Here is a 16575-nt window from a genome sequence, read left to right as displayed (position 1 = left end):
GGGCGCTCACACCACCACCTCCATCTCCTCCTGCTCGCCCACCCCGAACACCCGCTTGTAGCGGTCGATCTGGTCGGCGGGCCCCATCGCCTTGCGCGGGTTGTCCGACAGTTTCACCGTGGGCCGTCCGTTCGCGGCAACGGCCTTGCAGACCAGGCTGAACGGCGCCAGCGCGTCTCCCGGAGTCAGGCCGCGAAAATCGTTGGTCAAGAGCGTCCCCCAACCGAACGACACCCGCACCCGGCCCGCGAACTGCTTGTGCAGCGACAGGATCTTCTCCTCGTCCAGCCCGTCGGAAAAGATGATCAGCTTCTGCGTCGGATCCTCGCCACGGTCCTTCCACCACCGGATCGCGATCTCGGCCCCGGTCGCCGGGTCGCCCGAATCGATCCGGATGCCGGTCCACCCGGCCAGCCAGTCGGGCGCCTTCTCCAGAAACCCTTCGGTGCCGTATGTATCGGGCAGGATGATCCTCAGGTTGCCATCGTGCTCGTCATGCCAGTCCGACAGCACCTCGTAGGGCGCGCGGGCCAGGCTGGCATCATCCTCGGCCACCGCGGCATAGACCATCGGCAGCTCATGTGCGTTGGTCCCGATCGCCTCCAGGTCGCGGTTCTTGGCGATCAGGCAGTTCGAGGTGCCCACGAAATTCTCGCCCAGCCGTTCGGTCATCGCCTGCACGCACCAGTCCTGCCACAGGAACGAATGCCGCCGCCGCGTGCCGAAATCGGCGATGCGCAGGCCCGGCGTGTCGCGCAGGATCTCGGTCTTTTCCCACAGGCGTGTCATGGCACGGGCATAAAGCACCTGAAGCTCGAACCGGGCCATGTCGTGCAGCACGGCGCGCGACCGCAGCTCCATCAGCACCGCCAGCGCGGGAATTTCCCAAAGCATCACCTGCGGCCAGGTCCCCTCGAAGGTCAGCTCGTACTGCCCGTCGCGTTTCTCCAGGTGATAGGGCGGCAACCGCAGCTTCTCGAACCAGTCCATGAACTCGGGCGTGAACATCTGCCGCTTGCCATAGAACGTGTTGCCCCGCATCCACGTGGACTCCCCGCGCGACAGTGACAGCGAGCGGATGTGGTCCAGCTGTTCGCGCAGCTCTCCCTCGTCCACCAGCTCGGCCAGTCGGATGTCCTTGCTGCGGTTGATCAGCGAGAAGGTGACGGTGGTATGGGGCCGGTTGCGGAACACCGACTGGCACATCAGCAGCTTGTAGAAATCGGTGTCGATCAGCGAGCGGACGATCGGGTCGATTTTCCACTTGTGGTTCCAGACACGGGTCGCGATGTCGACCATGGGCGGCCTCCCGGGGTAGTTGCGCCGCCTCTTAGAGCAAAGTGGTCAGGTCTCCGCAAGCGCGGCGCGGGTCGCGGTGGCGAGGCGCTCAATTCCCGTGACCAGCTTGTCCTCGGTATTGTAGGTAAAGTTGATGCGGATCGAGCTGTGGTCGCGCCCCTCTGGATCGAACACCGACGAGGGCGAGATGCACACCCCATGCTCCAGCCCCACCTCCATCAGCCGGTTTGTATCCAGCGCGGGGTCCTTCGCCGTGGCCCAGACGAACATGCCCCCCGTGGGCCGCTCCCAGGTGAACATCTCGGGCAGATGCTCGTCCATCGCCGCGCACAGCGCATCGCGCCGCGCGCGGTAAAGATCCAGGATCGTCGGCAGCATGTCATCGGCCAGCCCGGTGGCGAAGGCGTCATGGGTGATCTGCTGGCACAGGCCGCTGGTGCACATGTCGGCACTCTGCTTGGCGGCTTTCAGCACCTCAATCATCTCGGGCGCGGCGATGATCCAGCCGATGCGCAGCCCCGGCGCCAGCTCCTTGGACACGGTGCCAAGATAGATCACCGGCCCGTCATAGGGCGCCCCGGCCCGCTCCGCCGACAGCGTCAGCATCCGCGGCATCGGCGCGTCGTCATAATAAAGCGTGCCGTAGGGGTCATCCTCGATCAGCCAGGTGCCTGTCTCGTGCGCGGCATCCACCAGCCGCCGGCGCGTCGCCGCATTCACCAGCTTGCCCGTCGGGTTCGAGAAATTCGGCACCGTATAGGCAAACTGCGCTCCGGTCATCGCCGCCACCGGGTCAAGGTCGTTCGCCTCCAGCCGCATCGGGCGATAGACCGGCTGCCGCGGCCGCCAGTTGTCCAGCGCCCCCAGATAGGCCGGCGTCTGCGAGGCGACCACGCTGCCTTCCTCCAGCAACACCGTGCCGATCAGGTTCAGCGCCTGCGCCCCGCCCGCGGTGATCAGGACGTTGTCGCGCGTCAGGGTAAGATCGCCCTCGGAATACCGCGCCGCAATCAGGTCGCGCAGCTTGGGCAGGCCCGCGACGGGGGCATAGGCCAGGGTCTCGTCCGCATGATCGGCCACGGCAGACGTCGCCAGTTTCGTCATGTCCTCGATCGGCCAAATCTCGGTTCCCGGCAGGCCACCGCCAAGATTGACAAGACCGGGAATACGCCCGGCAGCCAGGAAAGTGGCTGTCACGTCGTTGGTATCGTCAAGCCATTTGGCAAAGGCGGGGCGCTGGGGCATCGGCTGTCTCCCGAAGTCGTGCAAGGGGTCGGGGCGTGCATAAAGGAAAATGAACATTCGTTCAATTCCCGTTCTGCGCGCTCAAGCGCCCGGCTCGAACGCCTCGACCGACAGGATCGTGGGCATGTGCCGCGCAATCTCGCGCCAGCTGTCGCCTTCGTCAAGGCTGGCAAAGACCGACCCCGAGTTGGTCCCGAAATACAGGCCCGGCGCGTCCAGCGTATCCCCCGCCATGGCCTGCCTCAGCACGGTGAAGAAACAGTTCTCCTGCGGCAGCCCCTCGCGCAGCGCCTCCCATGTTTCGCCCCCGTCGCGCGAACGCCAGACAGCACAGGCCGAATCGGGCGGGTAGCGCCCCGCCATGTCGCCATTCAGCGGCAACGTCCAGATCGTGCGCGGATCGCGCGGATGCACCCGGATCGGAAAGCCGAAGGTCGACGGCAGACCCCGGGTTATGTCGTCCCACGACCGCCCGCCATCGGACGACCGCCAGACCCCGTGGTGGTTCTGCTGATAGAGCAGGTCCGTCTTACCCGGTGCGCGCATGATGTTGTGCACGCAATGCCCGGTTTCCCCGTTGCTCGGTCCGGCTGGATGATCGTGTGCGCCACAGGCCTCGGCATTCGACAGCCGGTTGCGCCGCGCCCAGGTGGCTCCGCCATCCTCGGTGGCGAACACCCCGGCGGCGGAAATCCCGATCCACTGCTTCCGGGGTTCATCAGGGTCGAAGACGATCGTGTGCAAAACCAGCCCCGCGGCACCGGGGTTCCAGTCCTTGGCCGATGGATGATCGGTCAAGGCGTCGACGCGACTCCATGTCCTACCGTGATCACCGCTCCTCAGCAAATTCGCGGGCTTCGTTCCGGCATAAAGCGTCCCGTGCGCGAACCCCAGCGACCAGATCTGCTCGAACCCATCCTCGAACGGCAGCGGCGTGTCGGTCCAACCGATCATCTCGGCAAAGCCCGGATCCTGCGCGGCCCACTCGTCCATCTGGCCGCGGGTCAGGCGGGCAAGCGTCCATGACCGCCCATGGTCCTCGGAGCGCCAGATGCCCGCCCCGTGAAACGCACCGCCACCCCCGGCCCAGATCGTGCCGGTGTCGGGATCGCCCGCCATGTGGTTGATGCACCAGCCATCACAATGCGGGCCGGTGACGTCCCAGCCGTTCCGGTCCGGACCGGCCGACAGGATAAAGGCACCCTTGGTGGTGCCGACAAGAAGGCTGACGCAGGGGGAAGGCATGACACGGGGCTCCGCATGGTTCGCGCAAAACTACCACGTCCCGGCGCGATTCCCGAGAGCGGGAATTGGCCGATCCGGATCCGCCAAATGCGGGCTTGTTTCCATCGGGCCAGAGGCCCCGGATCAGGTCCGGGGCGGGATGCGCCCTGATACGACGGTCACGCCCACATCCCGGCAAAATGATGCGTCGGACCATGCCCAGACCCGACATCCAGCGCCCCGGCCCCGGCAATCGCCCGCGCGACATAGGCCTTGGCCTCGGCCACCGCCTCGGGCAGAGGGTCTCCCCGCCCGATCCGGGCTGCCAGCGCCGCCGACAGGGTGCATCCCGTGCCATGGGTATTGCGCGTCGCCACCCGCGCGCCCTCGAACCAATGCACGCCGTCCGCATCGGCCAGCACGTCCGGGCTGTCCTCGCCCACAAGGTGCCCGCCCTTCAACAGCACCGCCGCGCAGCCCAGCGTCCGCAACGCCTGCGCCTGTTCGGCCATCGCGTCCCGCGTCGTCGCCTCGTCGCGGCCCAGCAACGCCGCCGCCTCCGGCAGGTTCGGCGTGATCACCGCCGCCTTCGGCACCAGCGCATCGCGCAGCGCCGCCACCGCGTCCTCGGACAGAAGCGACGAACCCCCCTTGGCCACCATCACCGGGTCCAGCACCACCGGCGCCTCGGGCAAGGCATCCGCCACCGCCCGCGCGATCTCTGCCGTGGCGATCATCCCGATCTTCACCGCGTCGATCCGCACGTCCTCGGCCACCACACGGATCTGGTCGGCCACGAACTCCGGCGGCACCAGGTGCACGCCCTGCACGCCTTGGGTGTTCTGCGCCGTCAACGCGGTCAGCGCCGCCATGCCATAGGCTCCGTTCGCCGAGATTGCCTTGAGATCGGCCTGCACGCCCGCACCGCCCGACGGGTCCGACCCCGCGATCGACAGGACGTTGGCGATCCGGCCCTTGGCAGTGTTCCTTGTCTGGGGTTTCATCCGGCTCCTTTCGCGACGTCGAAAGGCTGGGTCCGACCGGTTCCGGTCGCGCCTTCCTCCGCCAGCATGATCTGGGTCAGGTTCAAAGGGTGCATCTCAGCCCGAAGGCGCCCCTGGCTCATCCCCGACGATAGGCACGGCGGCGGTCCTGTCAACTGCGGTGGCGCGGCGCAACGCCCGCCCGGTTAATCATGCCATTTGCGAATAATAGCACCGTCGCCATACTGTTAGGATACCGACGTGATACCGACGTGCCGATCTGCCCCTCGCCGCCCCGTTCACCTTTCGAGTCGTTTCAGGGGGTTGGAAGCCTCCGACACAGGCGCTATCTTCATCCTTCGCACCGCCCGGAAGGCATTTTGAGATGGTTAAGCCCAAGATCAATCCCAACTACAAGGTCGTCGCCGAGAACCGCAAGGCGCGGCACGACTATGCCATCGAGGACGACCTCGAATGCGGCATGGTGCTCGAAGGGTCCGAGGTCAAATCCCTGCGCCAGAAAAGCTCCAACATCGCCGAAAGCTACGCCGCGGTGGAGGATGGCGAGTTGTGGCTGGTCAACAGTTACATCGCGCCCTACGAGCAGGCCGTGCCTTTCGGCCACGAAGACCGGCGCAAGCGCAAGCTACTGGTTTCACGCAAGGAAATGGCGCGGCTGTGGAACGAGACCCAGCGCAAGGGCATGACCCTCGTGCCGCTGGTCATGTATTTCAACGACCGCGGCATCGCCAAGATCAAGATCGGCATCGCCAAAGGCAAGAAAAACACCGACAAGCGCCAGACCGAGGCCAAGCGCGACTGGAACCGCCAGAAGCAGCGGCTTTTGCGCCACGGTATGTAATCCGTTCCGATTTCGGCCTCTGCGGGTGTCGGGCCTTTTGCTATCATCCCTCTTGTTCCGGGCGTCACGCGCGCGGTTGCACGAGGGACCGGACCGCATGGACCTACTGATCAGCCTCATTGCCGGCGCCATTGGCGGCAACTTCGCCGGCGGCCTCCTGCGCACGCTCAACCTCGGCTTTCTGGTCAACTCTCTTGCCGGCACTCTCGGCGGCGCAATGGGCGGCCAAGCTCTTGGTCTTATGGCGCTCGGCGGGCTGGCACAGACCGCGCCGCACGACGCCGCGCTCGACCCCACCGCCCTTGCCATCGAGCTCGCAGCAGGGGGCCTTGGTGGTGCCGCCTGCCTTCTGGTCGCGGGCCTGTTGCGCAATCTGGTCGCCCGCTGAAGTCGGTGCGGCAATCGCCCGTCGGCTTGCACTGGCCTGCATCCCGCGCTACGTCATTCGCAACCGTTTCTGGGGGCTGTCATGGCAAACGACGATCCGAAAACACTGGTATCCACCGATTGGCTTGCCGCGCATCTGGGCGATCCCGACCTGCGGGTCCTCGATGCCACCTATTTCCTGCCCGGCGTCGAACGCGATGCCAGGGCGGAATACGATCAGGCGCACATCCCCGGCGCACGTTTCTTCGACATTGACGATATTTCCGACCACCGCTCCGACCTGCCGCATATGGCTCCGCCGGTGGAGAAATTCATGTCCCGTATGCGTCAGATGGGCGTGGGCGACGGTCACCAGGTGGTGGTCTACGACACCCACGGCCTGTTCTCGGCGGCCCGCGTATGGTGGCTCTTCCGCCTGATGGGCCAGACGGATGTCGCCGTCCTGGATGGTGGACTGCCCAAGTGGCTGGCCGAGGGCCGCCCGACCGAGGATCTGCCTCCGATGATCCGAGACCGGCACATGACTGTCCGGCGCGAAGCGCACCGCGTCAAGGACGTGACGCAAGTCGCGGCCGCATCGAAGCTGGGCGACTACACCATCCTGGACGCCCGCGCCCCGGGTCGTTTCCGCGGGGACGAACCCGAGCCGCGCAAAGGGCTGCGGGCTGGGCATATCCCCAATTCCCGCAACGTGCCCTACAGCACACTGCTCAACGATGACGCAACGATGAAGTCCCCCGACGAATTGCGCGCGATCTTCGACGCCGCCGGCGCGGACCTCACCAGGCCCGTCATCACAAGCTGCGGCTCCGGCGTGACCGCCGCGGTGATCAACCTTGCGCTGGAACGGATCGGCAAGACCGACCATGCGCTCTACGACGGATCCTGGACCGAATGGGGCGCCTTCCCCACCGTCTCCGTCGCCACCGGAGAAGCCTGATGTTCGAACACCTCAAGGAACAACCCGCCGACAAGATCCTGGCACTGATGGAGGCCTACAAGGAGGATCCGCGCGAGACCAAGATCGACCTCGGCGTCGGTGTCTACAAGGATGCCGAAGGCCGCACGCCAATCATGCGCGCCGTCAAGGCCGCCGAAAAGGAATGGTGGAAGAAGGAAGAGACAAAGGCCTATGTCGGCCTCGCCGGCGACCCGGCCTTTTCCGACGCGATGGTCAAGCTCATCCTCGACGATGCCGCCCCCCGCGATGCGGTGGCGGCCGTGGCCACCCCGGGCGGCACCGGCGCGGTGCGGCAGGCGTTCGACCTGGTGAAGATGGCCAACCCCGGGGCGCGCGTGTTCGTGTCGGACCCGACCTGGCCCAACCACCTCAGCATCCTCAAGCACATGGGGATCGAACATGTCCCCTACCGTTATTTCGACAACGAGACCGGCGGCGTCGATTTCGACGGCATGATGCAGGATCTGGACAGCGTCAAAGCCGGTGACGTGATCCTGCTGCACGGCTGCTGCCACAACCCGACCGGCGCCAACCTGACGATGCAGCAATGGGGCGAGGTGACTGACCTGGCCAACGCCAAGGGCGCCATCCCGATGATCGACATCGCCTACCAGGGGTTTGGCGACGGCCTGGATGCCGACGCGGCCGGCACCCGCTACGTCGTGTCCTCCTGCCCCGAGGTCCTGATCGCTGCCAGCTGCTCCAAGAATTTCGGCATCTACCGCGAGCGCACCGGCCTCCTGATGGCGGTCTGCCAGGACAGCGCGCGTCGCCCGACAACGCAGGCGAACCTCGCCTATCTCAACCGTCAGAACTATTCCTTCCCGCCCGATCACGGCGCGCGGCTCGTTTCGCTGGTGCTGAATGATGACGCCCTGCGCGCCGACTGGCAGGCCGAACTCGAAGAGGTCCGCCGCGGGATGCTCGGCCTGCGCGAGCAACTGGCACAGGAATTGCGCACGCTCTCGGGGTCCGACCGCTTTGGCTTCATCGGGCAACACCGCGGGATGTTCTCGCGCCTGGGTCTCGCGCCTGACAAGGTCGAGGCGCTGCGCCGCGATCACGCAATCTACATGGTCGGCGACAGCCGGATCAACATCGCGGGCCTGAATGCCAACACCGTGCCGCTGCTGGCAAAGGCAATCATCGACGTGGGCGCCTGAGCGCCCCGTTAAACTTTTCTCAATTGTTGTCAGCGACGGTTACGGGAATTGGAGAGACACCTGCCGGTTGGCGCTTTATCAAAGCGCTAGGCGCCGTACCGCGCCAGAAAGGTTTCGACCGCGCCGGTCGCGATGCGCTCTATCGCATCTTCGGACTTGTCACATTCCACGCCGCACAGGCATCGCACGAAGAGGTCACATTTGCACAGTTCTCCGAACTGCTTGGTGGCCAGGTCCATGTCTTCGATCTTCAGCTCGCCGCGCTCCACGTACGGGGCCAGCAAACGTCCGATCCGTTCGCTGAACAGCGCCGGACCGGAGGCATAGAACCGTTGGCCCAGTTCCGGAAAACGATAGGATTCCGCGACGCAGATCCGGAACATCTGCTGACCGAAATCCGACAGGAAAAACCGCACGGCCCGGCTCGCCGTCTCGTGCAGGGCGTCCTCGATCGACACCGCGTGGCCAATCTGTTGCAGCGCCTCTTCGGCCTGCCGGTTGCACTCGACCCGCGCAACCTCGGAAAACAGCAACCGCTTGTCCGGGAAATAGCTGTAAAGCGTCGCCTTCGACACGCTTGCCGCACGGGCAATGTCATCCACACTGGCGCCTTCGAATCCGTCTCGCATGAAGATTTGCCGCGCGCCTTCAAGCACCTGGTCGAATTTCCGACCTTTCTTGATCTCGGCGTCCATGGCCGTCATGCAAGTCCTCCTGCCTGTTCCTGTCAGCTTACAGGTCCGACGCGGCGAACTGCAAGCCTGTCTGCGGGCAAGCGGGGGAGAAGAGGATGGCTGGCCCGCAGACGTGATGCGCAAAAGTTACTGGGACGCGATGCCACCATCGCCTTGCGTCACCGGCTCGGGCGCGGGTTCCGGGAAGGTCAGAACCGGCGTCAGGCTGGACATATCGACACTTACCGCCATGGCAGGCCCTGCAAATGCAGACGCGACAAGCGTCAATGTCAAAAGAAGAGATTTCATATCATGTTCCTTTTCTGAACTATTCAGTTCAATTAACAATCTAAACAGATCGGTTCATTTTGCAATGTGGGAAATAAACAAACCAGTTTACTTATTCGAATATTCGCTATTCATTCTCGATTGGCCCGGCGTCCACCCAATAAGATTGACGCGCCCCGCCAACATGCTAGGACCGGTCCATGCTGGATATCTTCTTGCAAACCCTGCCCTTCTTTCTGCTGATCGGGCTTGGCTACTGGGCAGGGCGCACCGGGTTCTTCAGCGAAGAGGCGACCGCCTACCTCACCAAATTCGTCTTCTACTTCGCCTTGTCGGCCATGCTGTTCCGGTTCTCCGCGAACCTGACCATGAGCGAGATCTTCGACTGGCGGTTCGTCATGGCCTACCTTTGGGGCACCGCCTTTGTTTACGGGCTGGTGACGCTGGTCGCCTTCGTCCGCCGGCTCAAGGCAGAGGAAGCCGCGTTCGAGGCTCAATGCGGCGTGATCGGCAATGTAGGCTTTCTGGGCGTGCCAATGCTGACCCTGCTTCTGGGGCCGGACGCGATCGGACCAGTCATGCTGGTGCTTGCTGTTGACCTGATCGTCTTCGGCTCGCTGATCGTGATCGTCGTCACAGGCACCCGCGACGGTCGGATGAGCCTCGGAATCTTTCGCACCGTCGGCATCGGCCTCGTGAAAAACCCGATGATCGTGTCGATAACGCTCGGCCTTGCCTGGTCCGCCTTCGACCTGCCGATCCCCAACGTGATGAACGATTTCCTGTCCCTGCTGGGCGGCGCGGCGACCCCGGGCGCGCTCTTTGCCATCGGCGCGTCGCTGGCCACAAAGTCCGCCGAACGCCCCTTCGTCGCTGGCTGGCTCAGCTTTAACAAGCTGATCCTGCATCCGCTCTTCGTCGCCTTTTCCGCGCTTTATCTTTTCCCGGTCGACCCCTACCCGGCCGCCGTGATGATCACCGCCGCCGCCCTGCCCGTGGCCGGTAACGTCTACATCCTGGCCGAGCATTACCGCGTCGCGCCCCAGCGGGTCTCGGCCTCGATCCTGATCTCGACCGCCGTAGCTGTCATTACCGTGTCGATCGTCATTGGCTGGGTCACCGGTCTCTACCAGTAACGCCGCGCCCGCAGCCTGGCATTTGTGAAACTGAAACCTGTTGGCGCTATGCCGGCGCCGAGCAAATTCGCGGTTGGCCGCAGGGCTGGGCATGATACGGTCCGCGAAAGTCGCCGGATAATGCCGACCCGGCGCCTCACCGCGTTAAGGACAGAAGGAAGATCGTGATGGAAACCGTTTCGGAAAATGCCTGCTTTGGCGGCACGCAAGGTGTCTACACCCACAAATCCAAGGCCTGCGATTGCGACATGACCTTTGGCCTCTTTCTGCCGGAAGAGGCGAAATGGGGCACCGTCCCCGTGCTGTGGTACCTGTCTGGCCTGACCTGCACCCATGAGAACGCCATGACCAAGGCCGGCGCCCAGCAATGGGCGGCCGAACAGGGCATCGCGCTCGTCTTCCCCGACACCTCGCCAAGGGGCGAGGGCGTGGCCAATGACGACGCCTTCGACCTCGGCCAGGGCGCGGGCTTCTACGTCAACGCCACGCAGGACCCCTGGGCGCCGAATTTCCGCATGTGGGACTACGTGACCGAGGAACTGCCAGTGCTGATCGCCTCAAACTTCGCCATCGACAGCGCCCGGCAGGCCATCACCGGCCACTCCATGGGCGGGCATGGTGCGCTGACCATCGCGATGAACATGCCCGACCGCTTCGCCTCGGTCTCGGCCTTCTCGCCCATCGTCAACCCCACCCAAAGCAGCTGGGGGCGCAAGCAGTTCGGCGCCTATCTGGGCTCGGACGAAAGCCTCTGGGCCAAGCATGACGCCACGCTGCTGATGAACGAAAAGGGCTTCGATGGTCCGATTTTGTGCGATACCGGCACGTCGGACCAGTTTCTGGACCTGCTGATGCCCGAAAGCTTTGCCAAGGCTTGCGCCACCCGACGCCAGCAATCCATCCTGCGGATGCAGCCCGGTTACGACCACAGCTATTTCTTCGTTTCCTCCTTCATGGAAGAACACATCGCCTTCCACGCCGAAGCGCTCTACGCAGGGTAAGTCATGAGCCATTACGACCTCATCATCATAGGCTCCGGCCCCGCCGGACGCTCTGCCGCGATCCAGGCGGGCAAGCTGAAACGCCGGGTGCTGGTCGTGGACCGCAAGAACAGGCTGGGTGGCGTGTCGGTGCATACCGGCACGATCCCGTCCAAGACTCTGCGAGAGACCGTGCTCAACCTCTCGGGTTACCGCGAACGCAGCTTTTATGGGCGCTCATACCGCGTGAAAGAGGATATCGGCGCGCAGGACCTGAAAATGCGACTGCACAAGACGCTGGATTACGAGGTTGATGTCCTGGAGCACCAGTTTAACCGCAACCACGTCGATACCCTCCACGGGATGGCGAGTTTTACGGGGCCCAATGCGCTGGATGTTGCAACCGAGGCGGGTGAAACCATGTCTCTCACCGCCGACCGCTTCCTGATCTCCACCGGCACCAAGACCTATCGCCCCGACTACGTGCCTTTCAACAGCAATACGGTCGTCGACAGCGACGAGTTCCTCGAACTGGGTCAGATCCCGCGCAGCCTCGTGGTGGTGGGGGCGGGCGTTATCGGCGTCGAATACGCCACCATGTTCTCGGCCCTCGACGTGCGCGTCACCCTGATCGAGCCGCGCGACAGCTTCCTAGACTTCATCGACAAGACCCTGATCGACGACTTCACCCACCAGATCCGCGAGAACGGCGTCGATTTGCGCCTCGGCTCGGCCATCGAGACGATCGAGGACGCGGGCGAGCATATCGAGACGACGCTGGCCAACGGGCGGCACGTCCGCTCCGAGATGCTGCTTTTCGCCGCCGGGCGCATGGGCGCCACGGATCGGCTGGGGCTCGACAAAGCCGGGTTGAACACCGACCACCGCGGCCGGCTCGAAGTCGACCGCAAGACCTACCAGACCAGCGTGCCGCATATCTACGCCGCGGGCGACGTGATCGGGCACCCTTCGCTTGCCTCGACCTCTTTGCAGCAAGGCCGCATTGCCGCCTGCCACGCGCTCAACACGCCCACCTTGCCCGAAAGCCCGTGGTTTCCCTACGGCATCTATTCCGTGCCAGAGATTTCCACCTGCGGCATGTCAGAGGAGGAAATGCAGGAGCGCGGCATCGCGTACGAGGTCGGCATCGCCCGCTTCCGCGAAACATCCCGCGGCAACATCATGGGGCTGGAACACGGGATGCTGAAAATGCTCGTGTCGCTGAAAACCCGCCGTGTGCTGGGCGTCCAGATCGTCGGCGAAGGCGCGACCGAACTCATTCACATCGCCCAAGCGGTGCTGAATTTGAAGGGCACGGTGGATTACTTCGTGCAGAACACGTTCAACTACCCCACGCTGGCTGAGGCCTACAAGATCGCCGGTCTCGACGCGTTCAACCGCATGCCGATCCCAGAGGAATACAAGGTCGCGCGCGGCGCCAAGGCGGCGGAATAGGCCCATGTCCCTCTACGTCGATGCCGATGCCTGTCCGGTCAAGGACGAGGTCGAGCGGGTGGGCACCCGTCACAAACAGAAGATCTTCATCGTCTCCAACGGCGGCCTGCGCCCCTCGCGCAATCCGCTGGTGGAAACCATCATCGTGCCCGACGGCCCCGACGCGGCCGACATGTGGATCGCCGAGCGTGCCGGGCCGGGCGACGTGGTCATCACCGGCGACATCCCCCTCGCGGCCAAATGCGTCGAGGCCGGCGCGCTGGTGTTGAAACACAACGGCGAGGCGCTGACCCAGGCCAATATCGGCAACGCGCTGGCCACCCGCGACCTGATGAGCGACCTGCGCGCCGCCGACCCGTTCCGGCAGGGCGGCGGCAAAGGGTTTACCAAGGCCGACCGCTCGCGCTTTCTCGACGCGCTGGAACGCATGGTCCGCAAGGCAGCGCAGGGATGAGCGTGTCGCGCACGAACCTCGCCGGAGCGGGCTGTGCCCTGCTGGCTGTAATGTGCTTTTCGCTGAACGACGTGGGCATCAAGTTCCTGTCGGACGATTATGCCCTGCACCAGATCGTATTCTTCCGGTCAGCCATCGGCCTGCTGACCTTCGCGGTGATCTTCCTGCCCATCTACGGTCTGCGGGTGCTGCGCACACGGCGCCCGGGTGCGCACCTGTTGCGCGGGGTCTGCGTGGTCGGTGCCAATTCCTGCCTGTTCCTCGGGCTGGCGGCGATGCCCATTGCCGATGCGGTGGCGGTGTTCTTCATCTCGCCGCTGGTGATCACCGTCTTCTCGGTGATCTTCCTGCGCGAAACCGTGGGCGCCCGCCGCTGGGCCGCCATCGCCGTGGGATTTCTGGGCGTGCTGGTGATCGTCAAGCCCGGCACGTCGGCCTTCCAGGTGGCCGCCCTCCTACCCATGGCTGCCGCGGTCCTTTACGCAGTGATCCACATGGTCGCCCGCAAGGTCGGCGGCACGGAATCCGCGGCCACCATGGCGGTCTATATCCAGATCACCTTCATCATTGCCTGCACCTTCATCGGCCTCTCCATTGGCGACGGCAAGTTCGCCCAACAGGATCACGCGTCACTGGCCTTCCTTTTCCGAGCGTGGGGGCCGATCGCGGCGCATGACTGGTGGATCCTCATCATGCTGGGTGTCAGCGGCGTCACGGGCGGTTTCTTCATCAGCCAAGCCTACCGCATTTCCGAGGCCGCGTTCGCCGCACCCTTCGAATACGTCGCCATGCCCATGGCCATCATGTGGGGCGTCACCGTGTTCGGAACATGGCCGGACCGTACCGCGTGGATCGGCATCGCGCTGATCCTCGGCTCCGGTCTCTATTTGATTTGGCGCGAATCCCGTAAGGACCAGATCGTCGCCAGCGATGAGCCCCGCCACCTTTGACAGCACTATTTGACGCCAACCGCGCCAGCACGCATACCTTGCGAAACAACCAGCAAGGAGCGCCCCCATGAGCATATCCATCATTCCCTTCGACGAAGGCGAGGCGCTACTGAACTGGTTGGCACTGTGCGACACCTTCGAAGCCGGGCACATGCGCCCCAAGGCCGAGATCGGCGACACGTTCCTCTACCGCGACCCCGACACGCTGCTCAGCCGGTCCGCGTGGATCGACGGCATGGGTCTGGCCGTCAAATCCGCCACGATCTTTCCCGGCAACCCTGACAAGGGCCAACCGATGATCAACGGATCGGTCAGCGTGTTTTCCGATACGACTGGCAGTCTGGAGGCGGTCATCGACTTCCACCTCGTGACCAAGTGGAAAACCGCGGGCGACAGCCTCTTTGCCGCCCGACGCCTGGCCCGGCCCGACAGCCGCAATATCCTGATCGTCGGCGCAGGCACCGTGGGCCGCTCGCTCTTTCAGGCCTACAGTGCGGGATTTCCCGACGCGCGATTCACCGTCTGGAACCGCACCCGTGCCAATGCCGAGGCTATGTCCGAAGATTGCCCCGGCCTGAGCGTCGCGGACGACCTGGAAACCGCCGTGCGCGCCGCCGACATCGTCACCTCGGCCACCATGTCCACCGAGCCGGTGCTCAAGGGCGACTGGTTCCAGCCGGGCCAGCATATCGACCTGATCGGCGCCTATCGCCCCGACATGCGAGAGGCCGACGACGCCGCCCTGCAACGCGCCCGCGTCTTCGTCGACAGTTATGACACAACGGTCGGTCATATCGGCGAGATCAAGATCCCGCTCGAGGCCGGTGCGATCAACCGTGACCACCTCGTGGCCGACTATTACGAGCCCAATTTGTTCAATCGGCGCTGCGAAGACGAGATCACGCTGTTCAAGAATGGCGGAGGCGCGCATCTGGACCTGATGACCAGCCGGTACATCCTCGACGCCTGGCAGGCCGGCGGTTGATCGGCTGGGCGCTTGTTGCCGCCGGCGCCGCAATCGCGGCGGCACCCTTCGCGGCCGAAGCCGTCCGTTCCCGCGTCGGCGATCGACACCGCGCCGTCGCCTCTGGCCAGACGGCAAATCTGCCGGGCGGCGCGACATTCTTCAGTTGGCAGGGACCGAAGGATGGTCCGGTCGCGGTCTGTATTCACGGGCTAACAACACCGAGCTTCGTCTGGGGGCCAATCGCCGAGCACCTGACGAATATGGGGTTTCGCGTTCTGGTCTATGATCTTTATGGCCGGGGCCTTTCCGCGCGTCCGAAGGGGGTGCAGGACAGCAGCTTTTTTAATGCCCAGCTCCTCGCGCTGCTCGATCACGAGGGCGTTGAAGGTGACATAACGGTCTTGGGGTATTCGATGGGCGGCGCCATCGCATCCGGCTTTGCAGCAAGTCACCCCGACCGTCTGCGCCAGCTTTGCCTCATCGCACCGGCCGGATTGGGCCACGATCTTGGGCCGGTGGCAGATATGGCTGTCAGCCACCCCGCACTTGGCCGGTGGATGATGCTGGGCTTTTATGGCCGCAGTCTCCGTCGCGCGCTGGACGCCGAGCGCGCTTTGCCCTCAGCCATTCCCGATATGGTGGACATGCAGATCGCAGAAACTCGCAAGCACGGCTTTGCGCCAGCCGTCATGGCCTCGCTGCGCGGCATCATGGACGAGGATATGGCACTTGCGCACCGGGCCATAGGTGAGGCGCGAATACCCACGATTGCAATATGGGGAGAAAAAGACGATGTTATCCCCCTCTCGGGCCGCGACCGGCTGTCGGAGTTGAACCCGTCAGCCCGCAACGTGGTCATATCCGGGGCGGGTCATGCGCTGGCCTACACTCACGTCTCCGAAGTGACCGCCATTTTGGACAGTCTTCGCGTGGCCGATCACTCGGAGAGCTGACCCAGCCGTGCCCTTGCGGCATCGCAGGCGCTGCCATCCGGGTCGACATCACACGCACGCTCCAACGCATCGCGCGTCTTGCCGGATTCTGCCCCGTTGCTTTCGTACTCCATCCCCAGCATGAAGCACCCCCAAGGCGCTTTGGCATCGCAGGCTGTTTCATAGGTTCGGACCTGACAATGCGATGTCGCGGCCGCATCGGGGCGAGTGTTCTGAATCCAGTTGCCTTTCTTCGCGGTCGCCCCGGCATTGGTGCAGCCGTTGGCATCGCCTGCGGCACAGGCTGCCATGAAGAAGGGGAACTTGACATTGGCCTGACCGTTGACGTCAAGTTCGATCTCGACCGCTCGCGCCAGCCCGAAACACGCCTTTGCCTGCCCCGCGCGACACAAAGCCATGCACCATCCGGGCCGATCCGTGCAATCCCGCGTACCGCTGGTGTCCTGTGCAGGGGTCCGGTAGACGTCCGCCGGGCATTGATCCCGATAGGTGGCAAAGACCGGGTCGTCCTGTCCCGCTTGAAGGGCGGCCCGATAGCGTTCGGGCTGGGTTGCGATCCAGCTGTCGACATCTGCCGCGGCAGGGACAGCCACC

General features: G+C 64.2%; 18 protein-coding genes and 1 riboswitch. Of the genes, 11 read left to right on the top strand and 7 right to left on the bottom strand.

Features of this window, described 5'->3' with window-relative positions; genetic code table 11:
* Positions 1 to 6 precede the first annotated feature (6 nt).
* From pncB to thiD, 4 genes are all read right to left on the bottom strand, one after another.
* On the bottom strand, positions 7 to 1299 hold the full coding sequence (gene pncB / locus RBB31_RS01060) for a nicotinate phosphoribosyltransferase (RefSeq protein ID WP_306127406.1): 1293 nt from the start codon (positions 1297 to 1299) through the stop codon (positions 7 to 9).
* A 45-nt stretch (positions 1300 to 1344) separates the two neighbouring features.
* Positions 1345 to 2544 (bottom strand): PLP-dependent aminotransferase family protein, encoded by a 1200-nt coding sequence (locus tag RBB31_RS01055; RefSeq protein ID WP_306127405.1) that lies wholly within the window; start codon positions 2542 to 2544, stop codon positions 1345 to 1347.
* 81 nt (positions 2545 to 2625) lie between these two features.
* Positions 2626 to 3789, bottom strand: a complete 1164-nt coding sequence (locus RBB31_RS01050) for a sialidase family protein (RefSeq protein ID WP_306127404.1) — start codon at positions 3787 to 3789, stop codon at positions 2626 to 2628.
* 158 nt (positions 3790 to 3947) lie between these two features.
* Positions 3948 to 4772 (bottom strand): bifunctional hydroxymethylpyrimidine kinase/phosphomethylpyrimidine kinase, encoded by an 825-nt coding sequence (thiD, locus tag RBB31_RS01045; RefSeq protein ID WP_306127403.1) that lies wholly within the window; start codon positions 4770 to 4772, stop codon positions 3948 to 3950.
* A gap of 36 nt (positions 4773 to 4808) precedes the next feature.
* A riboswitch (TPP riboswitch) is annotated at positions 4809 to 4897 on the bottom strand.
* A gap of 239 nt (positions 4898 to 5136) precedes the next feature.
* On the opposite strand from thiD, the gene smpB reads away from it, so the two are divergent.
* The 4 genes from smpB to RBB31_RS01025 all read left to right on the top strand — a co-directional run bounded on the left by smpB (position 5137) and on the right by RBB31_RS01025 (position 8124).
* A complete protein-coding gene (smpB, locus tag RBB31_RS01040) occupies positions 5137 to 5613 on the top strand; it encodes an SsrA-binding protein SmpB (protein WP_306127402.1) in 477 nt (158 codons plus the stop codon).
* A 97-nt stretch (positions 5614 to 5710) separates the two neighbouring features.
* Positions 5711 to 6001, top strand: a complete 291-nt coding sequence (locus RBB31_RS01035) for a hypothetical protein (RefSeq protein ID WP_306127401.1) — start codon at positions 5711 to 5713, stop codon at positions 5999 to 6001.
* Positions 6002 to 6082: 81 nt separating this feature from the next.
* Positions 6083 to 6940, top strand: coding sequence for a 3-mercaptopyruvate sulfurtransferase (gene sseA, locus RBB31_RS01030; RefSeq protein ID WP_306127400.1), 858 nt, complete (start codon positions 6083 to 6085; stop codon positions 6938 to 6940).
* Positions 6940 to 8124, top strand: coding sequence for an amino acid aminotransferase (locus RBB31_RS01025; RefSeq protein WP_306127399.1), 1185 nt, complete (start codon positions 6940 to 6942; stop codon positions 8122 to 8124). The genes sseA and RBB31_RS01025 overlap by 1 nt, the downstream gene beginning before the upstream one ends.
* A gap of 86 nt (positions 8125 to 8210) precedes the next feature.
* On the opposite strand, the gene RBB31_RS01020 is transcribed toward RBB31_RS01025, so the two are convergent.
* Both RBB31_RS01020 and RBB31_RS01015 read right to left on the bottom strand, forming a co-directional pair.
* A complete protein-coding gene (locus tag RBB31_RS01020; protein ID WP_306127398.1) occupies positions 8211 to 8828 on the bottom strand; it encodes a TetR/AcrR family transcriptional regulator in 618 nt (205 codons plus the stop codon).
* Positions 8829 to 8945: 117 nt separating this feature from the next.
* A complete protein-coding gene (locus RBB31_RS01015) occupies positions 8946 to 9107 on the bottom strand; it encodes a hypothetical protein (RefSeq protein WP_306127397.1) in 162 nt (53 codons plus the stop codon).
* A gap of 179 nt (positions 9108 to 9286) precedes the next feature.
* Here RBB31_RS01015 and RBB31_RS01010 point away from each other — a divergent pair, with 179 nt between their 5' ends.
* The 7 genes from RBB31_RS01010 (at position 9287) to RBB31_RS00980 (ending at position 15981) form a co-directional block, all read left to right on the top strand.
* Positions 9287 to 10222, top strand: coding sequence for an AEC family transporter (locus RBB31_RS01010; protein WP_306127396.1), 936 nt, complete (start codon positions 9287 to 9289; stop codon positions 10220 to 10222).
* Positions 10223 to 10389: 167 nt separating this feature from the next.
* Entirely contained in the window at positions 10390 to 11223 is an 834-nt protein-coding gene (gene fghA / locus RBB31_RS01005; RefSeq protein WP_306127395.1) for an S-formylglutathione hydrolase, read from the top strand.
* A gap of 3 nt (positions 11224 to 11226) precedes the next feature.
* The gene (gene sthA, locus RBB31_RS01000; protein ID WP_306127394.1) at positions 11227 to 12657 is read left to right on the top strand and encodes a Si-specific NAD(P)(+) transhydrogenase; all 1431 of its coding nucleotides are present in this window, start codon (positions 11227 to 11229) and stop codon (positions 12655 to 12657) included.
* 4 nt (positions 12658 to 12661) lie between these two features.
* Positions 12662 to 13111, top strand: a complete 450-nt coding sequence (locus RBB31_RS00995) for a YaiI/YqxD family protein (protein WP_306127393.1) — start codon at positions 12662 to 12664, stop codon at positions 13109 to 13111.
* Positions 13108 to 14061 carry a DMT family transporter gene (locus RBB31_RS00990; protein ID WP_306127392.1) on the top strand — a complete coding sequence of 318 codons (954 nt, stop codon included), beginning with the start codon at positions 13108 to 13110 and terminating at the stop codon, positions 14059 to 14061. Before RBB31_RS00995 ends, RBB31_RS00990 begins: the two co-directional genes overlap by 4 nt.
* A 67-nt stretch (positions 14062 to 14128) precedes the next feature.
* Positions 14129 to 15046 (top strand): ornithine cyclodeaminase family protein, encoded by a 918-nt coding sequence (locus RBB31_RS00985; protein ID WP_306127391.1) that lies wholly within the window; start codon positions 14129 to 14131, stop codon positions 15044 to 15046.
* Positions 15043 to 15981 (top strand): alpha/beta fold hydrolase, encoded by a 939-nt coding sequence (locus RBB31_RS00980; RefSeq protein WP_306127390.1) that lies wholly within the window; start codon positions 15043 to 15045, stop codon positions 15979 to 15981. Before RBB31_RS00985 ends, RBB31_RS00980 begins: the two co-directional genes overlap by 4 nt.
* On the opposite strand, the gene RBB31_RS00975 is transcribed toward RBB31_RS00980, so the two are convergent.
* Complete coding sequence (locus RBB31_RS00975) at positions 15966 to 16574, bottom strand: hypothetical protein (RefSeq protein WP_306127389.1); 609 nt, start codon at positions 16572 to 16574, stop codon at positions 15966 to 15968. The genes RBB31_RS00980 and RBB31_RS00975 overlap by 16 nt on opposite strands.
* Position 16575 lies beyond the last annotated feature (1 nt).

Source organism: Roseovarius sp. MMSF_3350 (assembly GCF_030733425.1).
GTDB lineage: Bacteria > Pseudomonadota > Alphaproteobacteria > Rhodobacterales > Rhodobacteraceae > Roseovarius.
The sequence above is the reverse complement of the archived record's forward strand: the minus strand, read 5'-3'. Positions and strand labels throughout refer to the sequence as shown.